This is a genomic window from Phenylobacterium sp., assembly GCF_030646615.1.
Lineage (GTDB): Bacteria > Pseudomonadota > Alphaproteobacteria > Caulobacterales > Caulobacteraceae > Phenylobacterium.
The window spans coordinates 1-21,281 of record NZ_JAUSLG010000084.1 but is presented as its reverse complement, the minus strand read 5'-3'; the positions used below and the strand labels follow the sequence as shown (position 1 = coordinate 21,281).

The following is a 21,281-nucleotide window of genomic DNA, read 5'->3' as shown; positions in this document are numbered from 1 at the left end:
GGAATGATCAGGCCGCGGCGAGGCTGGGCGTCTGCCCCTTGGAGGCGGCCAGGCGCAGCACCTCCATATAGCTGCCGCGGATCTCCATCTGCGGCCCCAGACCCTTGCTCAGCAGCAGCCGGTGCGCCTTGGGCAGGCTGTAGCAGGGCAGGTGCATGAAGATGTGGTGCTCGCAGTGATAGTTCACCCAGTAGGGGGCGATGAAGGCACGGGCGATGGGTCCGGCATAGGTGGTGCGGGCGCAGCGGAACGGGTCGCGCTCGTCCTTGGCGACGCAGGCGTGCTCGCCGATATTGCGCAGGCGGGTGATCATCTGCAGCCAGGTGGCCTGAGGCAGCAGCCACAGGACGAACCAGGCCCACCACAGGCCGAACGGCGCGGTGAGGGCGAGGGTCAGGCCTGCGCCGATCAGCAGGCGGCGCTTGCGGACGATCTCGCCCCTCAGGATCGGCCATAGGGCCTCGCCCGGCTTGCGGGCGGCCAACTGGCTGCGCACCAGGCCGAAGCGCTGCTTGAACCAGGTCTGGCCGGTCAGGTCGCGGACGATCTTGCGGCGCAGGGATAGGGGCGTGATGGGGAAGGGCGCCGAGAGGACCAGGTCCGGGTCCTCGGCCTGCTGCACGAACTTGTGGTGGGTCAGGTGATAGGGGCGATAGCGATGCAGCCCCCCGCCGGTCAGCCATTCCCCGGCCCAGTCATTGACCTTGAGGTTCTTGTGCAGGGCGCCGTGGGCGGCGTCATGCATCATGATCGCCAGGCCCAGCTGTCGCCCACCGATGATCATCACCGCCAGGGGGATGGTCAGGGGCCAGATCACCGCCACGGCGGCGGCGGCCAGGATCACCGCCCAGGCATGGGCGATCAGGGCCAGCCCCTTCCAGGTCGAGCGGTTGGACAGGCTCGCCCACTCCTGGGGCGTGAACAGGGTCTTGGGATCGATGCGGGTCGCCACAGCCATGGCTCATCATGCCACGAATTCCGGCGCCGGGGTAGAATGACGCCGCGTCAGGTTTGCGGCCGGCCGGCGGCCAGGCCGCGTAAGGCGGCCTCGCTGGCGGCGTCGGCCGGGTAGAAGAACTCGATCCTCAGATCGTCGGCGGCCGTGTCGTGCGGCGCGCCGAACTGGGCGACGGTGGAGACGAGGTCCAGCGACAGGGCCGGCGTCCGCACCTGCAGGAGCAGGGCCGCGCCCACGGGCTGGACGGCGTGGAGGCGCGCGCCTTCCGGCGTCAGAGCTGACAAGGCCTCGATCGTGACGTCCAGCTCGGCCCGCATGGGCCCGGGCGGCGCCCGCCAGGCCTCGGCCTCGGCCAGGGCGAGAAAGTGGAGCGCGAGCTGCGGCCAGTTGGCCACCGACGCGCGAAAGGCCTCGCTCGTCGTCGCAGCGCGGATGAGGCTCACAGCCGGATCTAGCCCGCCCTGGCCGATCAGGGCGCCGAACAGGGCCAGGGCTGGAGCATTGCCCGATAAGGGCCGCCAGGCCCGGTCCACCGCAAAGGCCGGAAAGGGCTCGTGGGCGGCGAGCGCCAGCTCCGTCACCCGCCGGACCATGGCCGCGGCCTCGTCGCCGAAGGCGTGCTCCCCATGGGCCGGGGCGAAGCCTGCAGCCAGCAGCAGGGCGTTCTCGTCCTTCAGGGCCAGGTCGAGGGCGGCGGCGAGGCGGCCGACCATGTCCCGCGAGGGCCGCGTGCGGCCGGTCTCCATGAAGGAGACATGCCGCTGCGAGATGTCCGCGGCCAGGGCGAGGCCGAGCTGGGAGAGGCCGCGCGCCCGGCGCAGGCGCCCCAGCATGGCCGGGAAGTCGGCCAGCGAACGGACGGTCGGCGAGGCGGCGGCTGAAGGGGCCATGCTGGGCTCTCCCGCTTTTCCGGTCAGGCCAGCGCCGTGGCGCGGCGCAGGGCGTGGGCTTCGAAGGCGGCGAAGACGGCCACCGCCGCGCCCACGGCGATGACGGCGGCCAGGCCCAGACCTGTCAAGGCGGCGGCGAACATCGGGACAAGCACAAGGGTGGCGGCCACCCAGGCCATGTCGGCCCACAGAATGACCCGCAGGGCCGTGCGCGGCGTCTCGCGCTGGATCGCCACGAGGCCCACCCCGATGGCGAAGAGGGTCAGCCCGACGCCCAGGAGGCGCAGGGTGAGCACCGCGACGGGCGGCGGCGCCTCCAGCAGGATGGGGGCGAGCAGATGGGCGTCAAGAACGCAGGCCAGGCCGATCAGGCCCGAGGCGATGGCGTTGATGGTGAGGACTTTGGCGGCGCGCATGGCGGGCTCCTGGGGGCTTCGGATCGCAGCCGGTCGCTGCGAATCGAAGTGTCGGGCGCCCCAGGGCCGCCCTCAACGACCCGGCAGGTCATCGTCGCCTCAGAACAGGCCCTGCGGCCCCGCCCATGCGCCGGCCACAAGGGCCAGGAACAGGAGAAGGCCCGCCACCGGGTTCGACTTGAACAGCGCCAAAGCGCCCACAGGGTCCTCCACCCGCACCTTGGCCGCCTGGTTGGAGAGGTGCAGGCCAAACAGCGCGGCCGGCGGCAGGAACAGCGGGCCGAGACCAGCGGCCCAGGCCGTGGCCAGGGCCAGGACAAAGGCGGCGACATAGAAGGCCAGCACGCCCTTGGGGGTTGCGGCGCCCAGCCGGCGGACGGACGACTTCACGCCGGCCAGGGCGTCGTCCTCCAGGTCCTGGATGGCGTAGATGGTGTCATAGCCCAGCGTCCAGAAGAGGCCGACGGCGTAGAGCAGCAGGGCCGGCCACTGCAGACCGCCGGTCACCGCGGCGAAGCCCAGCAGGGCGCCCCAGTTGAAGGTCAGGCCGAGCCACGCCTGCGGCCACCAGGTGATCCGCTTCATGAAGGGATAGGCCGCCACCAGGGCGAGCGAGCCTATGCCGAGCGCGATGGCGAAGGGGGGCATGACCAGCAGGATGGCCAGGGAGATGAGGCAGCAGCCGATGACGAAGGCCCAGGCCTGGCGCACGGAAATCTGGCCCGAGGGGATCGGCCGCCCGGCGGTGCGCGAGACCTTGGCGTCGAAATCCCGGTCGACGATGTCGTTATAGGCGCAGCCGGCCGCCCGCATCAGGGCTGCGCCGACGGAGAGGGCGATCAGCCAGCGCCAGTCGGGAAGCTCGCCCTCCATGGCGGCGGCCAGGGCGAGACCTTGCCAGCCCGGCAGCATCAGCAACCAGATTCCCGTCGGGCGATCGAAGCGGCCAAGCTTGAGCCAGGGCCTCAGGGCGGCGGGCGCGCGGCGGTCGACCCAGTTGGTCGGGGCCGCATCAGGCAGGGGGGCGATCATGCCCCTCGTCCTACCAGATCGTGTCTTCGGCGCCTCAGTGAAAGCGGTTGGTAAAACGATGTTCAACGCGCGGTTGACTGCGATTCCCGCCCCGCCTAGCTTCCGGCCGTCCACCACCCGCGACCAGACAGGAGGGTTCGCATGAATATGCCGTTTGCACCGAACCCCCATCGCTGCGTCGCCGCGACCCGAACCTAGCTCAGAGCCCCGCTCGAGCGGATCTTCCCGGGCCGGCGCCTCCCCAGGCTTCCGACCCTCAGGAATTTCCCCGTGTTCGTCCGCACCCGCCGGGACGTCTGCTTCCGGCTCTCTCCGCATTCCGCCCTGCTTCGCGCCGCCTTGGCGCGCCTGCGGCCTTGCGCCTTCTCCGCCGGTCCCCGGACCTGCGACTCAGATTTTTGGCCCGTCCGATGACCAGCGAATTCTTCGACGAAGACGAGGGCGTCACCCGCCCCCGCCCCTTGGGCAACATGGCCGTGATCGGCTTCATGTGGCGCCACTGGATGGTGGACAAGCCGCGGTTCTTCACCGCCGCATCCCTGTTCCTGGTGGGCACGGCCTGCGACCTGTCCATCCCCTGGGCGGCCGGCGCCCTGGTTGACGCCGTGTCCTCGCCCGACCGGCTGACGGAGGCCGCCTGGACCGCCTGGGCGTTCCTGACGGGGCTCTATGTCGTTTATTACGGGGTCCGCACCACGGGCTTCCGCATCCTGAACGGCTTCTACGCCCGGATCATGGAGCGGATCGTCACCCAGGGCTTCGAGCGGGTGCAGTCCTTCTCGTCGGACTGGCACGGCTCCAACTATGCCGGCGCCACGGTGCGCAAGGTGTCCCGCGCCATGTGGGGCTATGACAGCGCCTCTGACGCCCTGCTGCTGATGCTGATGCCAACCCTGATCGTGCTGGCGGGCCTGGCGGTCTCCATGACCGTGCGGTGGCCCCTGGCGGGCCTGTTCACGGCCACGGTGGTGATCATCTTCGCGGTCTACAACGTGCTGACCGCCACCTACTATGTGCGGCCGGTCAATCTGGTGTCCAACGCCCTGGACTCGCAGATCGGCGCCTCCCTGGCCGACGCCATCGGCGCCAACCCCACGGTCAAGGCCTTTGGCGCCGAGGCCCGCGAAGGCCAGCGGTTCGCCGGCACGGTGGCGGAGTGGCGGGTGGCGGTGATCCGCACCTGGAACCGGTTCAACCTGGTGGGCCTGGGGCAGAACGTGCTGCTGGTCATCCTGCAGGGCGGTCTGACGGGGCTGATCCTGTGGGCCTGGACGCAAGGGGAGGCCACGGCCGGCGACGTCGCCTTCGCCATCACCTCCTTCATGCTGATGGCCGGCTATATGCGGAACTTCAGCGAGATCACCCGCATGCTGCAGAAGGGCCTCGACGACCTGCTGGACGTGGCCGTCTATATGCGTACCGACCCGCAGCTGGCCGACAGGCCCGCCGCCCCGCCGTTCCAGGGGCTGGAGGGCGCGATCACCTTCGATCGGGTGAGCTTCGGCTACGCCAACCAGGGGGAGCGGCTCTACCAGGACTTCAGCCTGGCCATCGCGCCGGGCGAGCGGATCGCGCTCGTCGGCCCCACGGGCTCGGGCAAGTCGACCTTCGTCAAGCTGCTCCAGCGGCTGCACGACCTGGACGGCGGCCGTATCCTGATCGACGGGCAGGACGTGGCGCACGTGACGCAAGGCTCGCTCCGCCGGGCCATCGCGGTGGTGCCGCAGGACCCCTCGCTGTTCCACCGCAGCATCGGCGAGAACATCGCCTATGCGCGGCCGGATGCGACGCCGGACGAGGTGGCCCTGGCCGCCCGTCGGGCCCGGGCGCACGACTTCATCGCCCGGCTGCCCCAGGGGTACGACACCCTGGTGGGTGAGCGGGGGGTGAAGCTCTCGGGGGGCGAGCGGCAGCGTGTGGCCATCGCCCGGGCCTTCCTGGCCGACGCCCCGATCCTGGTTCTGGACGAGGCCACCTCGTCCCTGGACGTGGAGACCGAGCGTGAAGTCCAGGCCGCCACCGAGGAGCTGATGTCCGGCCGCACCACCATCGTCATCGCCCACCGGCTGTCGACGATCCGCAGCGCCGACCGGATCCTGGTCTTCGACCGGGGCCGCATCATCGAGGAGGGCCGCCACGGAGAGCTGCTCGCCCGGGGCGGCGCCTATGCCCGCCTGCACGCCGTCTCCGAAGCCGCCGAATGATCGCCAGAACGAGAACACCATGACCGACCACTATGACGACACCGACGATCTGGCTGAGCGGACCCTGTCCAACCGGCAGGTCCTAGGCTTCATCGGCGCCTTCTGGCTGCGGCGACCGATCCTGTTCTGGACCTCGGTGGCCCTGACCCTGGTGGCCATCGGCTTCGACCTCGCCCTGCCTTGGGCGGCGGGCCGGCTGATGGACATCGTGGCCGCAGGTCCCGACCAGGCCGACCTCGCCTGGCGGGCCTGGGGGATCTTCATCGGCGTCTTCCTGGCCTTCACCGTGGTGCGCAACATCGCCTTCCGGTTCTGGAACCCCATGGCTGCGGCCAACATGAAGGACATGACCGACGAGGGCTTCCAGCGGGTCCAGTCCTATTCCTCGGACTGGCACGCCAACACCTTCGCCGGCTCCACCGTGCGGCGGCTCAGCCGGGGCATGTGGGGCTATGACATGGTCTCCGACGCGGTGATCCTGTGGCTGGGGCCCGCCCTGATCGTGCTGGTCGGCCTGTCGGTGATGATGATCGCCCGCTGGCCCCTGGTGGGGCTCTTCTCCCTGGCGGTGGTGATCCTCTATCTGGTCTCCAACCTCTGGCTGACCACGGTCTATGTGCGGCCGGCCAACCTGAAGTCAGTGGCGCTCGATTCGCGGATCGGCGGCGCCCTGTCGGACTCCATCGGCTCCAACCCGACGGTGAAGGCCTTTGGCGCCGAGACCCGCGAAGAGGCCCGGATCGGCGGGATCACCAGCCTGTGGCGGCGGCTGACGCTGATCACCTGGACGAGGTTCATGAATGTCTGGCTCTGGCACAACCTGATGCTGGTGGGCCTGCAGGCGGGTCTGACGGGCCTGCTGCTGCGGCTATGGTCGCAAGGGGCGGCCAGCGCCGGCGACGTGGTCTTCGCCATCACCGCCTTCATGCTGATGAGCGGCTATCTGCGCAATCTCGGCGAGAACATCCGGATGATGCAGAAGGGCCTCGACGACGTCGAGGATGTGGCTCGCTACGCCGTCACCCCGCCTGAGGTGGCCGACGCCCCCGATGCGTCCGCCTTCCGCGGCGAGCGGGGCGAGATCGCCTTTGACCGGGTGACCTTCGGCTACAAGGGCGCGGCCTCGCCGCTGTATGAAAACTTCACCCTCATCGTGGCGCCCGGCGAAAAGGTCGCCCTGGTCGGCGCTACGGGGGCGGGCAAGTCCACCTTCGTCAAGCTGCTGCAGCGGCTCTACGACGTGCAGTCCGGGCGCATCCTGATCGATGGCCAGGACATCTCGCGGGTGAGCCAGGCTTCCCTGCGGCGGTCCATCGCCCTGGTGCCGCAGGATCCGGCCCTGTTCCACCGCACGATTGCGGAGAACATCGCCTATGCCCGGCCCGACGCCCGTCCGGAAGAGGTGGCCCTGGCCGCCCGTCGCGCCCGGGCGCACGACTTCATCATGCGCCTGCCGCGGGGCTACGAGACCCTGGTGGGGGAGCGGGGGGTGAAGCTGTCGGGCGGCGAGCGGCAACGGGTGGCCCTGGCCCGGGCCTTCCTGGCCGATGCCCCGATCCTGGTGCTGGACGAGGCCACCTCGTCCCTCGACGTGGAGACCGAGCGGGATGTCCAGTCCGCCATGGAGGAGCTGATGGCCGGGCGGACGACCATCGTCATCGCCCACCGGCTGTCCACCATCCGCGGCGCCGACCGCATCCTGGTCTTCGAAGGCGGCCGGGTGGTGGAGGAGGGCCGCCACGCCGAACTGGTGGCCAAGGGCGGGGCCTATGCCCGCCTGCATGCGGTCACTGAAGGGGTCGGCTGAGGGCGGCCTGCAGGGCGGGGGCGAGATCGCCGCGGGGCTCGGCCTTGACCTCGGCCAGCCCCAGCCAGCTGGCCATGAGGCGGAGTTCCGCGGCCAGGCGATCGGGCGTCTCAGGGGTGGCGTCCGGTTCGGCGTGGGCCGCCTGGACCCGCAGCAGGCCGGCCTTGCGGTCGGCCTTCAGGTCCACCCGGGCGGTGATCGCCTCGTCCTCCAGGAAGGGCAGCACATAGTAGCCGTGGGTGCGCTTCTCGGCCGGAGTGTAGATCTCCAGCCGGACCCGCACCCCGAACACCCGTTCCGTCCGCTCACGGAACCAGATCAGATTGTCGAAGGGCGAGAGCAGGGCCGCGCCGGTGATCCGCCGGGGCCGACGGGCGGCCGGGGCGAGATAGGCGGTCCTGTCCCAGCCGCGCACGGTGACCGGAACCAGATCTCCGGCCTCCACCAGTTCGGTGATCCGCGCCCGGGCCTCGGCCGGCGCCATCCGGAAATAGTCCCGCAGGTCCCGCTCGGTGGCGACGCCCTGCGCCCTGGCGGCGATCTGCAACAGCGCCCGCTGGGCGTCCTCGCGGGACGGCGTCGGCGCGTCATGGATATCAGCCGGCAGGACCCTGTGCGGCAACCCATAGACTCGCTCGAAGGTCGGCCGCCGTGTGGCGGTGGTCAGGCGGCCGGTCCAGAACAGGCATTCGGCCGCCCGCTTGGCCTCGCTCCAGCCCCACCAGCCGCCTGCGCCCTTGACGCCCAGCTCCAGTTCGGAGGCCGACAGGGGGCCGCGCTCGGCCACCGCGGCCAGGGCGCGGTCCATCAGGGCGGGATGGTCCTGCAGAAATCTGGCGACCCCCTTCCACACGCCCACGCCCTCGCGGGCGTCCTCCATCCGCCAGCGCAGAAGCGGCTGGATCGACAGGGGCAGGAGCGACGCCTCATGCGCCCAATATTCGAAGAAGGCTGGCCGCTTGCCCCAGGCCAGGCTTTCCAGGGTCTCCCGCGGGTAGGGGCCGAGGCGGGAGAAGAAGGGCAGGTAATGGGTGCGCGACACCACATTGACCGAGTCGATCTGCACAATCCCCAGGCGCGCCATGACGTCGAGCAGATGGCGCCGGCCAGCCGCCTGGGGCCGCGCCCGCCCGAAGCCCTGGGCGCCCAGGGCGATGCGGCGAGCCTGGGCGGCGCTCAGCTGTTCGAGGGGCGGAGGGGTTGGGGGCAAGGTCGGACGGTCAGGTCAGCGCTCGGGCCAGTCGGCCCAGGCTTCTCCCCCAGGCGCCGGCAGCGCCACCTCCATCTCGCAGACCAGGCCCGACGGCGGGAAGTCCATGCGCACCTCGCCGACGAACTCGGCGGCCAGACCACGCTGGATCAGCCGTGACCCGAAGCCCTTTCGCGTGGGCGGCTTGACCGGCGGTCCGCCCTGCTCGCGCCACTTGAGTTCAAGCTTCGGCGGATTGGCCCCCTCTTCCAGCCGCCAGGCCAGCAGAACCTCTCCGGACCCATTGCTCAGGGCGCCATACTTGGCCGCATTGGTGGCCAGTTCGTGGAAGGCCAGGGCCATGGCGATGGCGGCGCGGGGGGGCAGGATCACCCCCGGTCCTTCGATGCGGAACCGCTCGGCGCCATAGGGCTCAGCGGCCTGGGCGGCGATCTCCTCCAGCCGGGCGCCGGCCCAGCGGGCGTCGGTCAGCACGTCGTGGGCCTTGGCGAGCGCCAGGAGCCGCGAGGTCAGCGCCTCCCGCACCTCGAGCGGCACTTCGCGGCCACGCAGGGTCTGGGCCGAAATGGCCTGCACCGTCGCCAGGGAGTTCTTCACCCGGTGGTTCAGTTCGTGAACCATCAGGCGCAGGTGTTCCTCGGCCAGCTTTCGTTCGGTGATGTCGCGGTAGAAGATCGCCAGGCCTTCCTCGACCGGGTTGCCGCGCACGTCGAGCCAGGTGACGCGGCCATCTGGAAACACGTAGCGGTTCTCGATGGCGAAGGCGGTGCGTTCGCTCATGGCCTGGCGATAGATCTGGCCCAGGGGCATATCGTAGGTGTCTGGCCAGACCTTCCAATGATCCTGACCGATGAACGCCTCTCGCGGGCGGCCATCCACGCGAATGCCCTCGGCGTTGATCTCCAGGATTGTGAAGTCGTGGGCCAGCAGCATGAAGCCGTCGGTCATGCCCTCCAGCACGCTGCGGGCGCGGTCCCGCTCGGCCTTGAGGGCGGCTTCGGCGCGAACCTGTTCGGTGGTCTCCACGACGATGGCGATGACGCCGGCCGGCGCGCCGGCTTCATCGAAGACCGGCGAGTAGTCCAGGTTCATCACCACGTTCTCGGCCCGGCCGTGGCGATAGAGCACCAGCTCCTGGTTGTTGTAGGACAGGGATCCGCCCGCCAGGCCCACCTCCATGACATGGGCGTTGAAATCGGCCACCTCGGGCCAGCCCTCCAGCACATTGCTGCCCAGGAGCTCCGGATGGCGGGCGCCGGCGAACACCGAATAGGCGTCGTTGTAGAGCATGACGCCCTGGGGGCCCCACAGCATGACAATGGGGGTAGGGGAATGCAGCACGATGCTGAGCGCGGTGAGCAGGCTCTGGGGCCACGCTTCGATCGGGCCGATGGGACTCTTCGACCAGTCCCGCTGTGCGATCAGGGCGCCGGTCTCGCCGCCGGCCTGGAGGAAGGCGACCCGGTCGTTCAAGCGCGGAATTGTCTGGCTCTCAGGGAACTGCGGCACGTACGCAAGGGCTCCACGCCAAGGGACTTGTGGCGTAGTCTAGCCGTGTCCGAAGCCGGTAAGCCAACGAAATCGGCTAGTTGCAGAGCCGACCATCGGTGAGCGCGGCGATCTCGAATTGGAAAAGCACCTCGGGATCCGGGGCCTCCACCGTTTTGGCGATGGGGGGCGGCGCGAGGGTGTTCACCAGATGGCGGATGACGTTCAGTCGCGCGGTCTTCTTGTGGTCGGCCTTCACGCAGACCCAGGGCGCCAGGACCGTGTCGGTGCGCCGCAGCATTTCGTCGCGGGCGGCTGAATAGTCATCCCAGCGCGGCTGGGCGAAGGCGTCCAGGGGACTCGACTTCAGCACCTTCAGCGGGTCGTTCTTGCGTTCAGCCAGGCGCTGCGCCTGTTCGGACTTGGTGACATCCATCCAGATCTTCACCAGGCGAATGCCCGATCCGACCAGCATCTGTTCGAACAGGGGAACTTCGCGCAGGAAGTCCTCCTGATCGGCCGGGGTGGAAAAGCCCATCACCCGCTCGACGCCGGCCCGATTGTACCAGGAGCGGTTGAAGATCACGAACTGGCCGCCGGCCGGCAGGTGGCTGACGAAGCGCTGGAAGTACCACTGGCTGAGTTCCACATCGGACGGCTTGGAGAGGGCCACCACCCGGGTGGCGCGGACCGACATGTGCTCGGTGATCCGCTGGATGGTCCCGTCCTTGCCCGCAGCGTCCCGGCCCTCGAAGATGACCAGCACCTTCTCGCCGTTCGCCAGGGCCTGTTGCTGCATCTTCACCAGGGCGAGCTGCAGGCGGGGCAGGGCTTCGTCATAGGCCTCGTCATAGGCCTCGTCGGGTTTCGCGGTCTTGTCGGACTTGCTCATGGATGAACCCTACGCCGCCCGCCCGCGGTCGCGCCATGGGCTATGCGGCCCAGGCGATCGCCCGCTAGAAAGCGCCCCATGATCCGTCTGTTCGTCACCCACGATCTCGCGCCGGGCGTCCGGCTCGGCCTCAATCCCGACCAGAGCCGCTATGTGGTGGCCGTCATGCGCCGGGCTGCGGGCGATCCGCTGCTGGTGTTCAACGGCCGCCACGGGGAATGGCGCGCCGTTGTCGCCGACAGCGGCAAGCGCGGCGCAGTGCTGGAGGTCCAGGATCAGAGCCGGCCCCAGGCTGTGGGTCCTGACCTCGATCTGATCGTCGCCACCGTCAAGCGGGCGCGGCTGGAGACCATTGTCGAAAAGGCCTGCGAACTGGGGGTGCGGCGGGTGCGGCTGGTGGTCACCGAGCGGACCAATCCCGATCACATCCGCCTGCCGCGGCTGAACGCCATCGCCGTGGAAGCCGCCGAGCAGACCGGCCGAATCGACCTGCCGGAGATCGACGCGCCGACGCCGTTGGCTGGTGTGCTGGACGCCTGGGAGCCTTCGCGCCGGCTGCTCTTCTGTGATGAGGCCGGCGACGCCCCACCGGCCTTGCAGGCCCTGAAGGATCAGTCCCCCGGTCCCTGGGCGGTGCTGATCGGTCCGGAGGGCGGATTTTCGCCGGCGGAACGGGCGCGCCTGCGCGGGCTGGATCAGGCTGTCGCGGCCACGCTTGGCCCCCGAATTCTAAGGGCCGACACCGCGGCGATCAGCGCGCTCACCCTGTGGCAGAGCGTCTGCGGCGACTGGGGTGATTGCGTCACGCCGCGTTAGGGCCATTGCGCTTCGACATCGTTGCGCCCACTTCAGCGAACGGCGTAAAGAACGCCGCCGCTATCGGGCCTCGGCCGTGGCGAGAATATGGTCGGGCTGGGGAGAGAGACATGGCCGACGTCATTTGCGACGAGCGTCCCTTGGTGTTCGAGGATCTCGTCGCCTGGTTCGCCGACGGCTCCAAGGCCAAGGCCGACTGGCGCATCGGCGCCGAGCACGAGAAGTTCCCCTTCTATCTCAAGGATCATTCGCCGGTTCCCTATGAGGGACCCAACGGCATCCACGCCCTGCTGACCGGCCTGATGCGGTTCGGCTGGCAAGGGGTGTTTGAGGGCGACACCCTGATCGGCCTGGAGCGCAACGGCGCCAATGTCAGCCTGGAGCCCGGCGGCCAGTTTGAACTGTCGGGCGCGCCGCTCGGCGACCTGCACGAGATCTGCGACGAGACCGGCGGCCACCTGTCCGAGGTCAAGGCCGTCGCCGACGAGCTTGGCCTGGGCTTCCTGGGCCTCGGCTTCACCCCCACCTGGACGCGGGACCAGATCCCGGTGATGCCCAAGGGCCGCTACAAGATCATGCGCGCCTATATGCCGAAGGTCGGCGGCATGGGCCTGGACATGATGTTCCGCACCTGCACCGTGCAGGTGAACCTGGACTTCGGGTCCGAGGCCGACATGGTCAAGAAGTTCCGGACCAGCCTGGCCCTGCAGCCGATCGCCACGGCCCTGTTCGCCAACTCCCCCTTCACCGAGGGCAAGCCCAACGGCTTCCTGTCGGCCCGGGCCAATGTCTGGACCGATGTGGATCCCGACCGGACCGGCATGCTGGATTTCGTCTTCAAGGACGGCTTCGGCTTCGAGACCTACGCCAACTATGCGCTCGACGTGCCCATGTACTTCGTCAAGCGCGAGGGCCGCTATATCGACGTGGCCGGCCGCTCCTTCCGCGAGTTCATGGAAGGCCGGCTGCCCGAACTGCCCGGCGAACGGCCGACCATCAAGGATTGGGCCGACCACGTCACCACCATCTTCCCCGAGGTGCGCCTCAAATATTACCTGGAGATGCGTGGCGCCGACGCCGGCCCCTGGAGCCGGCTTTGCGCCCTGCCGGCCCTGTGGACCGGCCTTCTCTATGACCAGGCGGCCCTGGATGCGGCCTGGGACGTCTGCAAAGGCTGGTCGGTGGCCGACCATGAAGGCCTCCGCAGCCAGGTGGCCAAGGTCGGCCTCAAGGCGGAGATCGACGGACGCACGGTGCAGGACTTGGCCAAGGACGTTCTGGCCATCGCCCGCCAGGGCCTCAAGGCCCGCAACCGCCTGAGCGGCGGCCTGGTGGACGAAACCGGCTATCTGGCCGACCTCGACGAGATCGCCGCCAGCGGCAAGACCCCGGCCGAACGGATGCTCGATCTCTATCACGGCGCCTGGAAGGGCGACCTCTCGAAGGCCTACGAAACCCTGGCCTTCTGAGGGGAAACCTCAGTCCTTGGGCGTTTCCACGTTCGGCGCCCAATGGTCCTTCTGGCTCTGACCGCCACCCGAATCGGTATGCTGGACCACAGCGTCCACATTGCTGTGGTGGTCATGGGGCGCGACCTCGTCGCCCACCGCATAGACCTTCACCCGGTCGGCATAGAAGGCGACGCGCCCGTCGATGCGGGTGGCGCCCGGCAGGGGGTCCTCATAGGTCCAGGCGACGTTCTCCAGAACCTCGCCTTCCAGGGTGACGGTGTAATAGGCGGCGTCGCCCTTGAAGGGGCAGTGGGTGGAGCGGTCGGTGCGGGCGAAATAGCCCATCTCGATATCGTCTCTGGGGAAGTAGGCCACCGGCGCCATCCTGCCTTCCCGCAGGATCAGCACGTCGTCGCTATCGGCGATGATGTGGTCCTGAACAGAAGCCCGCATCCGGCCCTCGGCCGGCACGATTTCGATCGCGTGGTTTGATCCGGGATCGCTCATGAGGTCTCCTCCTTTGAACGCAGGCTTTGAACACAGGGGGAACGCATGACTCGGGGGGTTGGCTCCCGACGCGCGCTCTGCGGTGACGTTGGACGACCCTTGCTTGTCTTGGCGCAGGCTGCGTGATCTTCTCCCCGCTTTCCGGGGTCCCCCGGGTCAAATGAACCTCGGCGCGGGCCTGCCGGCCGGCTCAACGCAGAATCAAGCGGAAGTCGATCCATGAACATCGTCATCGTGCTCGGCGTGCTGATCACGCTGCTCACTGGCGTCCCGGTGTTGCTGCAGTTGATGCGCAACCATCCCCGGGGCCTGATCGTCCTGTTCTTCGCCGAGATGTGGGAGCGCTTCTCCTACTACGGCATGCGGGCCATCCTGATCTTCTACCTGACCCAGCACCTGCTGTTCGACGACGATGTCGCCAACGCCCAGTACGGCTCCTACACCTCGCTGGTCTATCTGCTGCCGCTGATCGGCGGCATCCTGGCCGACCGCTATCTCGGCACCCGCAAGGCCGTGGCCTTCGGCGCCCTGCTGCTGGTGGCCGGCCACCTGGCCATGGCGGTGGAGGGCGAGCCGACCCGCGAGACCCTGACCTATGCCGGCCAGGCCTATGAGGTCGCCGCTGAAGGCCGGATGGACGGCCGCCAGGTCCGCCTGATGGTGGAGGGCCAGCCCTACGCCTTCGGCCCAGCCCCGGGGGGCGGCCTGGCGATCATCGACCTGCCCGCGACCGCGCCCCTGCCGCAGGTCCTGCCGCCCGGCAGCTACGAGATGGCCCAGACGGCCGATCCCGTGGGGGTCAACATCTTCTATCTGGCGGTCTCGCTGATCATCCTGGGGGTGGGCTTCCTCAAGCCCAACATCTCGACCATCGTCGGACAGCTCTATCCGCAGGGCGATCCCCGGCGGGATTCCGGCTTCACCCTCTATTATTACGGCATCAATCTCGGCGCCTTCTGGGCCTCGGTGCTCTGCGGCCTGCTGGGCCAGCATTTCGGCTGGGGCTATGGCTTCGGCCTGGCCGGGATCGGCATGGCGCTCGGCTGGGTCGTCTTCATGCTCGGCAAGCCGCTGCTGGAAGGCCATGGGGAGCCGCCCGAGCCTGAGAAGCTGAAGGCGCCCATCTTTGGCCCACTGAACCGCGAATGGCTGATCTATCTGGCGACCATTCCCTGCATCGGCGTCGTCTGGTGGCTGGTGCAGCGTAACGCCGTGGTGGGCTGGGTGCTCAGCGTGGCCATCATCGCCTCGCTGGTGATCATCGCCTATGTGATCCTGCGGATCTGCCAGACCAGGGAAGAGCGCCAGCGGATGATGCTGGCCACCGTGCTGATCTTCGGCGCCGTGGTCTTCTGGACCCTGTTCGAACAGGCCGGCACGTCGCTGAACCTGTTCGCCGCCCGGAATGTGGACCTCGCCATCACCAGCCAGGCGACGACCTTCCTGGGCATGCCCATGGGCACGCCCGAACAGCTGGCTGCGGCCGGCGTCGACACGGGCAGCTGGTGGGGCTGGATCAATTCCGGCATTGCGGCCGCCCAGGTGCAGTCGTTCAACGCCGGCTTCATCCTGATCTTCGCGCCGATCTTCGCCGCCCTCTGGGCCTTCCTCGGCCGTCGGGGCATGGACCCGGACCCGACCATGAAGTTCGGCCTTGGCCTGCTGCAGGCCGGTCTCGGCTTCATGGTGGTGGTCTGGAGCGCAGGGCTGGCCGACGCCAGCTTCCGCGTGCCGCTGATGGTGCTGGGCCTGCTCTACCTGTTGCACACCACCGGCGAGCTCTTCCTCTCGCCCGTGGGCCTGTCAGAGATCACCAAGCTCTCCCTGGCCTCGGTGGTGTCCTTCATGATGGCGGTCTGGTTCCTGTCCAGCGCCATCGCCCAGTATGTGGGCGGCTGGATCGCCGGCCTCGCCGGCACGGAGACCGTCGGCGGACAGGTGCTGGACCCGGCGCTCGCGCTGCAGAGCTCGGTCGAGGTGTTCCGAATGCTCGGCTACTGGGGCCTCGGCGCCGGCGTGGTGTTCATCGTGCTGAGCTTCTTCATCAAGGGCTGGGCCCATGGGGTCAGCGCCGGCCACGGGCCTTCGCCCGAGCCGATCGCGCCGACGCTCGACGGCGAGCGGCAGGCGGTGAACCCGCAGACCCTGCGCGACGATCGGAATTCCTGATGGTTGGGGCGCGGCGGCCTGACCACCGCGCCCTTATCCGCCCAGCGTCTTGCTGATGCGGAAGCGGTACATGCGGCCAAAGTCGATGGCCCGGTCGTCCACATGGGCGATGGCGGCGCTGTCGCGGGGGCCGGCATAGATGGTGCGGGTGCGACGCAGGCCCCGCTCGGTGACATTGGGGATCTCGAACCGCAGGACGATGTCCGGGCGGGGCTTCCACTCGACGAACGGCACGACGAAGGTGCGCAGCTTGGTCGTCGAGATCTCGTCATAGCGGTAGTAGGTCTCCCGCCAGCCGCCGAACACATCCACACCCCAGGTCGAGGACATGGCCGGCAGGTCCTGGCTGAAATGGGCCTCCCATTCCAGCGGACGCAGGCCCGAGATCTCTCGGGTCTCGCCAGTGGTGGGATCCTCGACCTCGGAGTTGCGCCAGGTTCCTTCGCCCCGCAGCTGGGCGCCCTTCAGCCCCAGCCGGTCGAAGGGCAGGGTCAGGGTCAGGGCCAGCTCCTCGCGCACCCCTGAGCCGATATTGGCCGGGGCGTCATAGAGCTTGCCCCCGTCCAGGCGCACCGGCGCCCGATCGACCACGTCGGTGATCTCGGCGCGGCGCAGGGTGACCACCAGGGCGCCCCCGGTCCAGAATCGCCGTTCCACCGCGGCCTCGACGATCCACTCCTGGGCCGGATCGAGGTCGGGATTGCCGGCCAGGAGCACACCAGTGTTCAGCGAGGACGAGGCGACGAAGTCATCGAAGTCGAGCTGGCCTACGGTCCGCTCGACCCTGAACCGCAACTGGGTGTGTTCATCCTGGGCCCAGCTCAGGCTGAGCTGCGGCTTGGCGAACTGCAGGGACTTTTCCAGCTCGACATCGCCTTCCGACGAGATGTCCGACGCCTCGAACCTAAGCCCGCCGTCCAGGGTCAGCCGCGGGCTGGCCCGCCAGGCCAGCTTGGCGAAGGCCTCGCCCCGGCGCTCCTCCACCGTGACATTGGCGGCCGGCAGCACGACGGGCGCGCCGTTCTCGGCATAGGCCGTCGCGCTATCGAGGGTGTTGATCGCCCCTTCGGCGCCTACCTCCCAGGACAGGGCCTCGGTCTGGCGCCAGCGCAGCACCCCGCGGGCGATGGTCTCGGTGGTCTCGCTCTCCAGGTCGAAGCGGCCGCGATAGGCCGGATCGTCGAACTGCGACTCGATGGTCTCATTGGCGGTCTGGCGCAGGCCGATCAGCTCAAGGCTGGTGCGTGGCCCCAGGGGTCGGGTGAAGCTCGCCCCCAGTTCAGTCTCGGTCAGGTCGAACACCTCGCGGCTGACCTCGTGGGTGGCCGGCCCGAGATTGAGCTCGTCATAGGTGAAATGGTCCACGAAGAGCCGGCCGTTGGCGCGGAGCTGGCCGCCGGCGAAGGGCCGCTCCGCCGCCCCGGTCAGGGTCCCGTTGGTCCCTGTGCCCTCGCTGTCCACGAAGCTGACAATCAGGGGGACGCCAGCCCCGTCGGTGCGGATGCGCGGTCCCTCGCCGGCCCCGTCGTCAGGGCCTTGTCCGCCCACGAGGCTTGCCTCCCAGGCCATCTGACCCAGGCGGCCAGACCCTTCGAGGCGCAGGCCGAGCATGTCGCGGCCGTCGTAAAGATGGCGGTAGGCCAGGGCGGCCAGGCCCTGGACGGCGCTGGTCTCTGTGCGGATCAGATTGGCGAGGACCGACTTGCCCTGCATGTCGACGCCCGGCGCGCCGCCCCGGATCAGGTCGATGCGGGCGACCTGAGAAGCCGGAATGCGGCGGAGGATCTCTTCCAGATCGTCGGACTTCGAAGCCGGCCGGCGGCCGTCGATCAGCACATTGCCGGCCGCCCCTTCGAATCCGCGGACATTGTCGCCGCTCTCCAGGACGAAGCCGGGCAGGCGCTGGACCATATCCAACGCCGTGGTCGGCTGGGCCGCGGCGAAGAAGGACGGCGGATAGCTGATCGGCCCCGCCCCCTCGGCGGCGGCGAGGGCGGTTGCAGCCAGAGAGGCGGGCGGCGCCTGGGCCAGGGCTGAGGCGGGCGGCACGAGCGGGCAGGCTGCGGCGAACGCAGCGAGGGCGCGGGTGATCATCTGGTCTCTTCTCCGGAGGCCAGATGATCCAGGCTTGGCTGTCAGGGCCAGTTAAATCCCAGACAGGTTCGTCAATCGCCGTGCGGGATCAGAGGCTGGTGCCGCCCACCGTCAGCCCCGTGATCTTCAGGGAGGGCTGGCCCACCCCCACCGGCAGGCTCTGGCCCGACTTGCCGCAGACCCCGACGCCGGGATCGAAGCCGAAGTCGTCGCCGATCATGGTCACCCGGGTGAGCGCCGAAGGCCCATCGCCGATCAGGGTCGCGCCCTTGACCGGCGAGGTGATCCTGCCGTCCTCGATCAGATAGGCCTCGGTGCACTGGAAGACGAACTTGCCATTGGTGATGTCCACCTGGCCGCCGCCGAAATTGGCGCAGTAGAGGCCGCGCTTCGTCGAGGCGATCATTTCCTCGCGCGGGGTGGAGCCGCCCTCCATGGCGGTGTTGGTCATCCTGGGCATGGGCAGGTGAGCGTAGGACTGGCGGCGACCATTGCCGGTGGCCGCGTGGCCCATCAGCCGGGCGCTCATCCGGTCGTGCATATAGCCCACGAGAATGCCGTCCTCGATCAGCACGGTGCGTTCGGTGGGCGTGCCCTCGTCGTCCACGGTCAGCGAGCCGCGGCGGCCAGCCAGGGCGCCGTCGTCGAACACCGTCACGCCCGGCGCCGCCACCCGTTGGCCGATCTTGCCAGAGAAGGCCGAAGTGCCCTTGCGGTTGAAGTCGCCCTCCAGCCCGTGGCCGACGGCCTCGTGCAGCAGCACGCCGTTCCAGCCCGGGCCCAGCACCACGTCCATCTCGCCGGCCGGGCAGGCCACCGCCTCGAGATTGACCAGGGCCTGGCGCAGCGCCTCCTCGCCCTGTTCATGCCAGGCCTCGGGACTGATCCAGCCTTCGAAGCCGGCGCGGCCGCCGGCCCCGGAGAAGCCGACCTCGCGGCGGCCGTCCTTCTCGACGGTGACCTGGATATTGATGCGCGACAGGGGGCGAACGTCGCGGATCAGCCGGCCGTCGGCCCGCAGGATCTCGACGATACGACGCTCGCCGCTCAGGCTGGCCATCACCTGCACCACGCGGGGATCACGCGCTCGGGCCCAGGCGTCGATCTCCTGAAGCAGGGCGACCTTGGCGGCGAAGTCCGGCGAGGCCAGGGGATCGTCCTCGCCATAGAGCCGCGTATTGGTCGAGCGCGGCCCTTCGGCGGCCACCCCTTGATAGCCGCGTTTGGCCAGGGCCGCCGATTGGCCGGCCCGGCGCAGGGCGGCCTCCGAGATTTCGGTGGAGTGGGCGTAACCGGCGGTCTCGCCGGCCACGACCCGCAGGCCAAAGCCCTCCGTCGAATCATAGGCCGCCGATTTCAGTCGGCCATCATCGAACAGGAACGACTCGCTCTCGGAGCGCTCAGCGAAGATTTCGCCGTCATCGGCGCCGGCCAGGGCCTCGCCCAGGATTTCGCGGGCGCGTTCGGGGGCGACGCCGCAGGAGTCCAGGATGGAAGGCGCAGGCGTATGGGCGTTCATGAGAGACCTCGAAAACGAGCAGGCTCCAAGACATAGGGGCTCTGGGGCCCCACGTCACGGCCAGGCGCCGCAGCGATGCAAACTTGGACACCGGACGATGCGTCATATGGCCTCGGTCACGTTCGCCTCAGACGAGCGCCACGGACCGCCTTGCGCCTTGGCAAGCTTGGGGAGAGCGCGTATGCACGCCCGCTGAGGGCCTAGCGGCGAATATCTTCGCTGCATAAGCCTCGTTTCAGTCGGGGGGCGGCGACCACGCATTCGGCGGGAGGTCCGCCCGGCCAAAGAGACCGAGGGGACATGAAGTCGAGCTTGCAGGGGATGCGGACGTGGGCGGCAGGCGCCGTCGCGGTCGCCATGACGGCGTTCTGGGGTGTCCAGGCGCTGGCCCAGGACCTTATGGGTCAGCCTACGCCTAAGGGGATTGCGCTACAGCCGGCCGCCGCGCCGCTGAAGCATGACGCGATCTTCTTCCATGACGTCATTCTGATGCCGATCATCACGATCATCACCCTGTTCGTGGCCGGCCTGCTGATCTGGGTGATCGTGCGCTACAACGCCCGCTCCAACCCGGTGCCGGCGAAGTTCAGCCACAACACCACCATCGAGGTCATCTGGACCCTGGTGCCGGTGCTGATCCTGGTCTTCATCGCCATCTTCTCGTTCCGGCTGCTCTTCAACTACAACGACATGCCCCGCCCGGATCTGACGGTGAAGGCCGTTGGCTACCAGTGGTACTGGGGCTATGAATATCCCGACCACGAGGTCGGGGAATTCATCTCCAACATGCTGCCGGAAGACGAGGCCAATGCGGCGGGCGTGCCCTATCTGCTGGCCGCCAACGAGCCGATGGTGGTTCCTGTGGGCAAGACGGTGCGGGTGCTGGTCACCGCCGCCGACGTCATCCACTCCTTCGCCCTTCCGGCCTTTGGTCTGAAGACCGACGCCATTCCCGGCCGCGTGAACGAGACCTGGTTCACCGCCGAAAAGGAAGGCGTCTATTACGGCCAGTGCTCGGAGCTGTGCGGCGTGGACCATGCCTTCATGCCCATCGAGATCCGGGTCGTGAGCCAGGCGGACTTCGAAGCCTGGGTCGCCAGCAAGGGCGGCAACCCCACGGGCCAGGCCGCCACGACCGAGGCCGAGGCCACTGCGCCCACCATCGACGAGGCCGGCGTCGACGCCGCGGCTGTCGAGGGTGAAACCACCGATGAGGCGGCCGATGCGCCGCAAGAGACCGCTGCGCCTGCTGCCGCAGCGGCCGCGAACTGACCCAGGGGTAGAGTAAGATGGCTCACGCCGCCGCACACGGTCACGACGACCACGACCACAAGCCGGGGTTCTTCACCCGCTGGTTCCTGTCCACCAACCACAAGGACATCGGCACCCTCTACCTGCTGTTCGCCATCATGGCGGGCATCGTCGGCGGGGCGCTGTCGGGTCTGATCCGCTGGGAGCTGGCTGAGCCCGGCATCCAGGTGTTCGTTCAGGGCTCCTGGCTCGACCAGCTTGGCTGGATCGACGCCAGCCACCATGGCTACAACGTCGTGGTCACCGCCCACGCCCTGGTCATGATCTTCTTCATGGTCATGCCGGCGATGATCGGCGGGTTCGGCAACTGGTTCGTCCCGATCATGATCGGCGCGCCGGACATGGCCTTCCCGCGGATGAACAACATCTCGTTCTGGCTGCTGGTGGCCGCCTGGATCCTGCTGCTCCTGTCCATGTTCGTCGACGGCGGCCCAGGCCGCGGCTTCGGCGGCGGCTGGACCATCTATCCGCCTCTCTCGTCGCTGGGCCACACCGGCCCGTCCATGGACCTGGCCAT

General features: G+C 68.7%; 17 protein-coding genes. 7 read left to right on the top strand and 10 right to left on the bottom strand.

What is annotated here, in order from left to right:
* Positions 1 to 7: 7 nt before the first annotated feature.
* From Q7S93_RS15185 to ubiA, 4 genes are all read right to left on the bottom strand, one after another.
* Entirely contained in the window at positions 8 to 958 is a 951-nt protein-coding gene (locus tag Q7S93_RS15185; protein WP_304714784.1) for a fatty acid desaturase family protein, read from the bottom strand.
* A 47-nt stretch (positions 959 to 1,005) separates the two neighbouring features.
* On the bottom strand, positions 1,006 to 1,848 hold the full coding sequence (locus Q7S93_RS15180) for a helix-turn-helix domain-containing protein (RefSeq protein WP_304714783.1): 843 nt from the start codon (positions 1,846 to 1,848) through the stop codon (positions 1,006 to 1,008).
* 23 nt (positions 1,849 to 1,871) lie between these two features.
* Positions 1,872 to 2,264, bottom strand: coding sequence for a hypothetical protein (locus Q7S93_RS15175; RefSeq protein WP_304714781.1), 393 nt, complete (start codon positions 2,262 to 2,264; stop codon positions 1,872 to 1,874).
* A gap of 99 nt (positions 2,265 to 2,363) precedes the next feature.
* Positions 2,364 to 3,296, bottom strand: coding sequence for a 4-hydroxybenzoate octaprenyltransferase (ubiA, locus tag Q7S93_RS15170; protein ID WP_304714780.1), 933 nt, complete (start codon positions 3,294 to 3,296; stop codon positions 2,364 to 2,366).
* Between the two features lie 410 nt (positions 3,297 to 3,706).
* On the opposite strand from ubiA, the gene Q7S93_RS15165 reads away from it, so the two are divergent.
* Both Q7S93_RS15165 and Q7S93_RS15160 read left to right on the top strand, forming a co-directional pair.
* A complete protein-coding gene (locus Q7S93_RS15165) occupies positions 3,707 to 5,500 on the top strand; it encodes an ABC transporter ATP-binding protein (RefSeq protein WP_304714779.1) in 1,794 nt (597 codons plus the stop codon).
* 19 nt (positions 5,501 to 5,519) lie between these two features.
* Positions 5,520 to 7,307, top strand: coding sequence for an ABC transporter ATP-binding protein (locus Q7S93_RS15160; RefSeq protein WP_304714778.1), 1,788 nt, complete (start codon positions 5,520 to 5,522; stop codon positions 7,305 to 7,307).
* Here Q7S93_RS15160 and Q7S93_RS15155 read toward each other — a convergent pair.
* The 3 genes from Q7S93_RS15155 to ppk2 all read right to left on the bottom strand — a co-directional run bounded on the left by Q7S93_RS15155 (position 7,288) and on the right by ppk2 (position 10,897).
* Positions 7,288 to 8,517: a winged helix-turn-helix domain-containing protein gene (locus Q7S93_RS15155; protein ID WP_304714777.1), complete on the bottom strand. Its 1,230-nt coding sequence runs from the start codon at positions 8,515 to 8,517 to the stop codon at positions 7,288 to 7,290. The genes Q7S93_RS15160 and Q7S93_RS15155 overlap by 20 nt on opposite strands.
* 15 nt (positions 8,518 to 8,532) lie before the next feature.
* Complete coding sequence (locus tag Q7S93_RS15150; RefSeq protein WP_304714776.1) at positions 8,533 to 9,990, bottom strand: sensor histidine kinase; 1,458 nt, start codon at positions 9,988 to 9,990, stop codon at positions 8,533 to 8,535.
* A gap of 112 nt (positions 9,991 to 10,102) precedes the next feature.
* Entirely contained in the window at positions 10,103 to 10,897 is a 795-nt protein-coding gene (ppk2, locus tag Q7S93_RS15145; RefSeq protein WP_304714775.1) for a polyphosphate kinase 2, read from the bottom strand.
* Positions 10,898 to 10,975: 78 nt separating this feature from the next.
* On the opposite strand from ppk2, the gene Q7S93_RS15140 reads away from it, so the two are divergent.
* Positions 10,976 to 11,713, top strand: a complete 738-nt coding sequence (locus Q7S93_RS15140; protein ID WP_304714774.1) for a 16S rRNA (uracil(1498)-N(3))-methyltransferase — start codon at positions 10,976 to 10,978, stop codon at positions 11,711 to 11,713.
* Positions 11,714 to 11,823: 110 nt separating this feature from the next.
* Positions 11,824 to 13,182 (top strand): glutamate--cysteine ligase, encoded by a 1,359-nt coding sequence (locus tag Q7S93_RS15135; RefSeq protein WP_304714773.1) that lies wholly within the window; start codon positions 11,824 to 11,826, stop codon positions 13,180 to 13,182.
* A gap of 9 nt (positions 13,183 to 13,191) precedes the next feature.
* On the opposite strand, the gene Q7S93_RS15130 is transcribed toward Q7S93_RS15135, so the two are convergent.
* Entirely contained in the window at positions 13,192 to 13,671 is a 480-nt protein-coding gene (locus Q7S93_RS15130) for a DUF427 domain-containing protein (protein WP_304714772.1), read from the bottom strand.
* A 219-nt stretch (positions 13,672 to 13,890) separates the two neighbouring features.
* Between Q7S93_RS15130 and Q7S93_RS15125 the strand changes: the two genes are divergently transcribed.
* Entirely contained in the window at positions 13,891 to 15,840 is a 1,950-nt protein-coding gene (locus Q7S93_RS15125) for a peptide MFS transporter (protein ID WP_304714771.1), read from the top strand.
* A 33-nt stretch (positions 15,841 to 15,873) separates the two neighbouring features.
* On the opposite strand, the gene Q7S93_RS15120 is transcribed toward Q7S93_RS15125, so the two are convergent.
* Positions 15,874 to 17,934, bottom strand: a complete 2,061-nt coding sequence (locus tag Q7S93_RS15120; RefSeq protein ID WP_304714770.1) for a TonB-dependent receptor plug domain-containing protein — start codon at positions 17,932 to 17,934, stop codon at positions 15,874 to 15,876.
* A gap of 88 nt (positions 17,935 to 18,022) precedes the next feature.
* The gene (gene tldD / locus Q7S93_RS15115) at positions 18,023 to 19,453 is read right to left on the bottom strand and encodes a metalloprotease TldD (protein WP_304714769.1); all 1,431 of its coding nucleotides are present in this window, start codon (positions 19,451 to 19,453) and stop codon (positions 18,023 to 18,025) included.
* Positions 19,454 to 19,753: 300 nt separating this feature from the next.
* Here tldD and coxB point away from each other — a divergent pair, with 300 nt between their 5' ends.
* Positions 19,754 to 20,725 carry a cytochrome c oxidase subunit II gene (gene coxB, locus Q7S93_RS15110; protein ID WP_304714768.1) on the top strand — a complete coding sequence of 324 codons (972 nt, stop codon included), beginning with the start codon at positions 19,754 to 19,756 and terminating at the stop codon, positions 20,723 to 20,725.
* A 17-nt stretch (positions 20,726 to 20,742) separates the two neighbouring features.
* On the top strand, positions 20,743 to 21,281 hold a 539-nt coding region (locus Q7S93_RS15105; protein ID WP_304714767.1), incomplete at its 3' end, for a cbb3-type cytochrome c oxidase subunit I.

Excerpts from the sequence above, each read along its gene's own strand:
- Q7S93_RS15185 (WP_304714784.1), bottom strand. The coding sequence starts at position 958 with ATGGCTGTGGCGACCCGCATCGATCCCAAGACCCTGTTCACGCCCCAG.
- Q7S93_RS15180 (WP_304714783.1), bottom strand. The coding sequence starts at position 1,848 with ATGGCCCCTTCAGCCGCCGCCTCGCCGACCGTCCGTTCGCTGGCCGAC.
- Q7S93_RS15175 (WP_304714781.1), bottom strand. The coding sequence starts at position 2,264 with ATGCGCGCCGCCAAAGTCCTCACCATCAACGCCATCGCCTCGGGCCTG.
- ubiA (WP_304714780.1), bottom strand. The coding sequence starts at position 3,296 with ATGATCGCCCCCCTGCCTGATGCGGCCCCGACCAACTGGGTCGACCGC.
- Q7S93_RS15165 (WP_304714779.1), top strand. The coding sequence starts at position 3,707 with ATGACCAGCGAATTCTTCGACGAAGACGAGGGCGTCACCCGCCCCCGC.
- Q7S93_RS15160 (WP_304714778.1), top strand. The coding sequence starts at position 5,520 with ATGACCGACCACTATGACGACACCGACGATCTGGCTGAGCGGACCCTG.
- ppk2 (WP_304714775.1), bottom strand. The coding sequence starts at position 10,897 with ATGAGCAAGTCCGACAAGACCGCGAAACCCGACGAGGCCTATGACGAG.
- Q7S93_RS15140 (WP_304714774.1), top strand. The coding sequence starts at position 10,976 with ATGATCCGTCTGTTCGTCACCCACGATCTCGCGCCGGGCGTCCGGCTC.
- Q7S93_RS15135 (WP_304714773.1), top strand. The coding sequence starts at position 11,824 with ATGGCCGACGTCATTTGCGACGAGCGTCCCTTGGTGTTCGAGGATCTC.
- Q7S93_RS15130 (WP_304714772.1), bottom strand. The coding sequence starts at position 13,671 with ATGAGCGATCCCGGATCAAACCACGCGATCGAAATCGTGCCGGCCGAG.
- Q7S93_RS15125 (WP_304714771.1), top strand. The coding sequence starts at position 13,891 with ATGAACATCGTCATCGTGCTCGGCGTGCTGATCACGCTGCTCACTGGC.
- Q7S93_RS15120 (WP_304714770.1), bottom strand. The coding sequence starts at position 17,934 with ATGATCACCCGCGCCCTCGCTGCGTTCGCCGCAGCCTGCCCGCTCGTG.
- tldD (WP_304714769.1), bottom strand. The coding sequence starts at position 19,453 with ATGAACGCCCATACGCCTGCGCCTTCCATCCTGGACTCCTGCGGCGTC.
- coxB (WP_304714768.1), top strand. The coding sequence starts at position 19,754 with ATGAAGTCGAGCTTGCAGGGGATGCGGACGTGGGCGGCAGGCGCCGTC.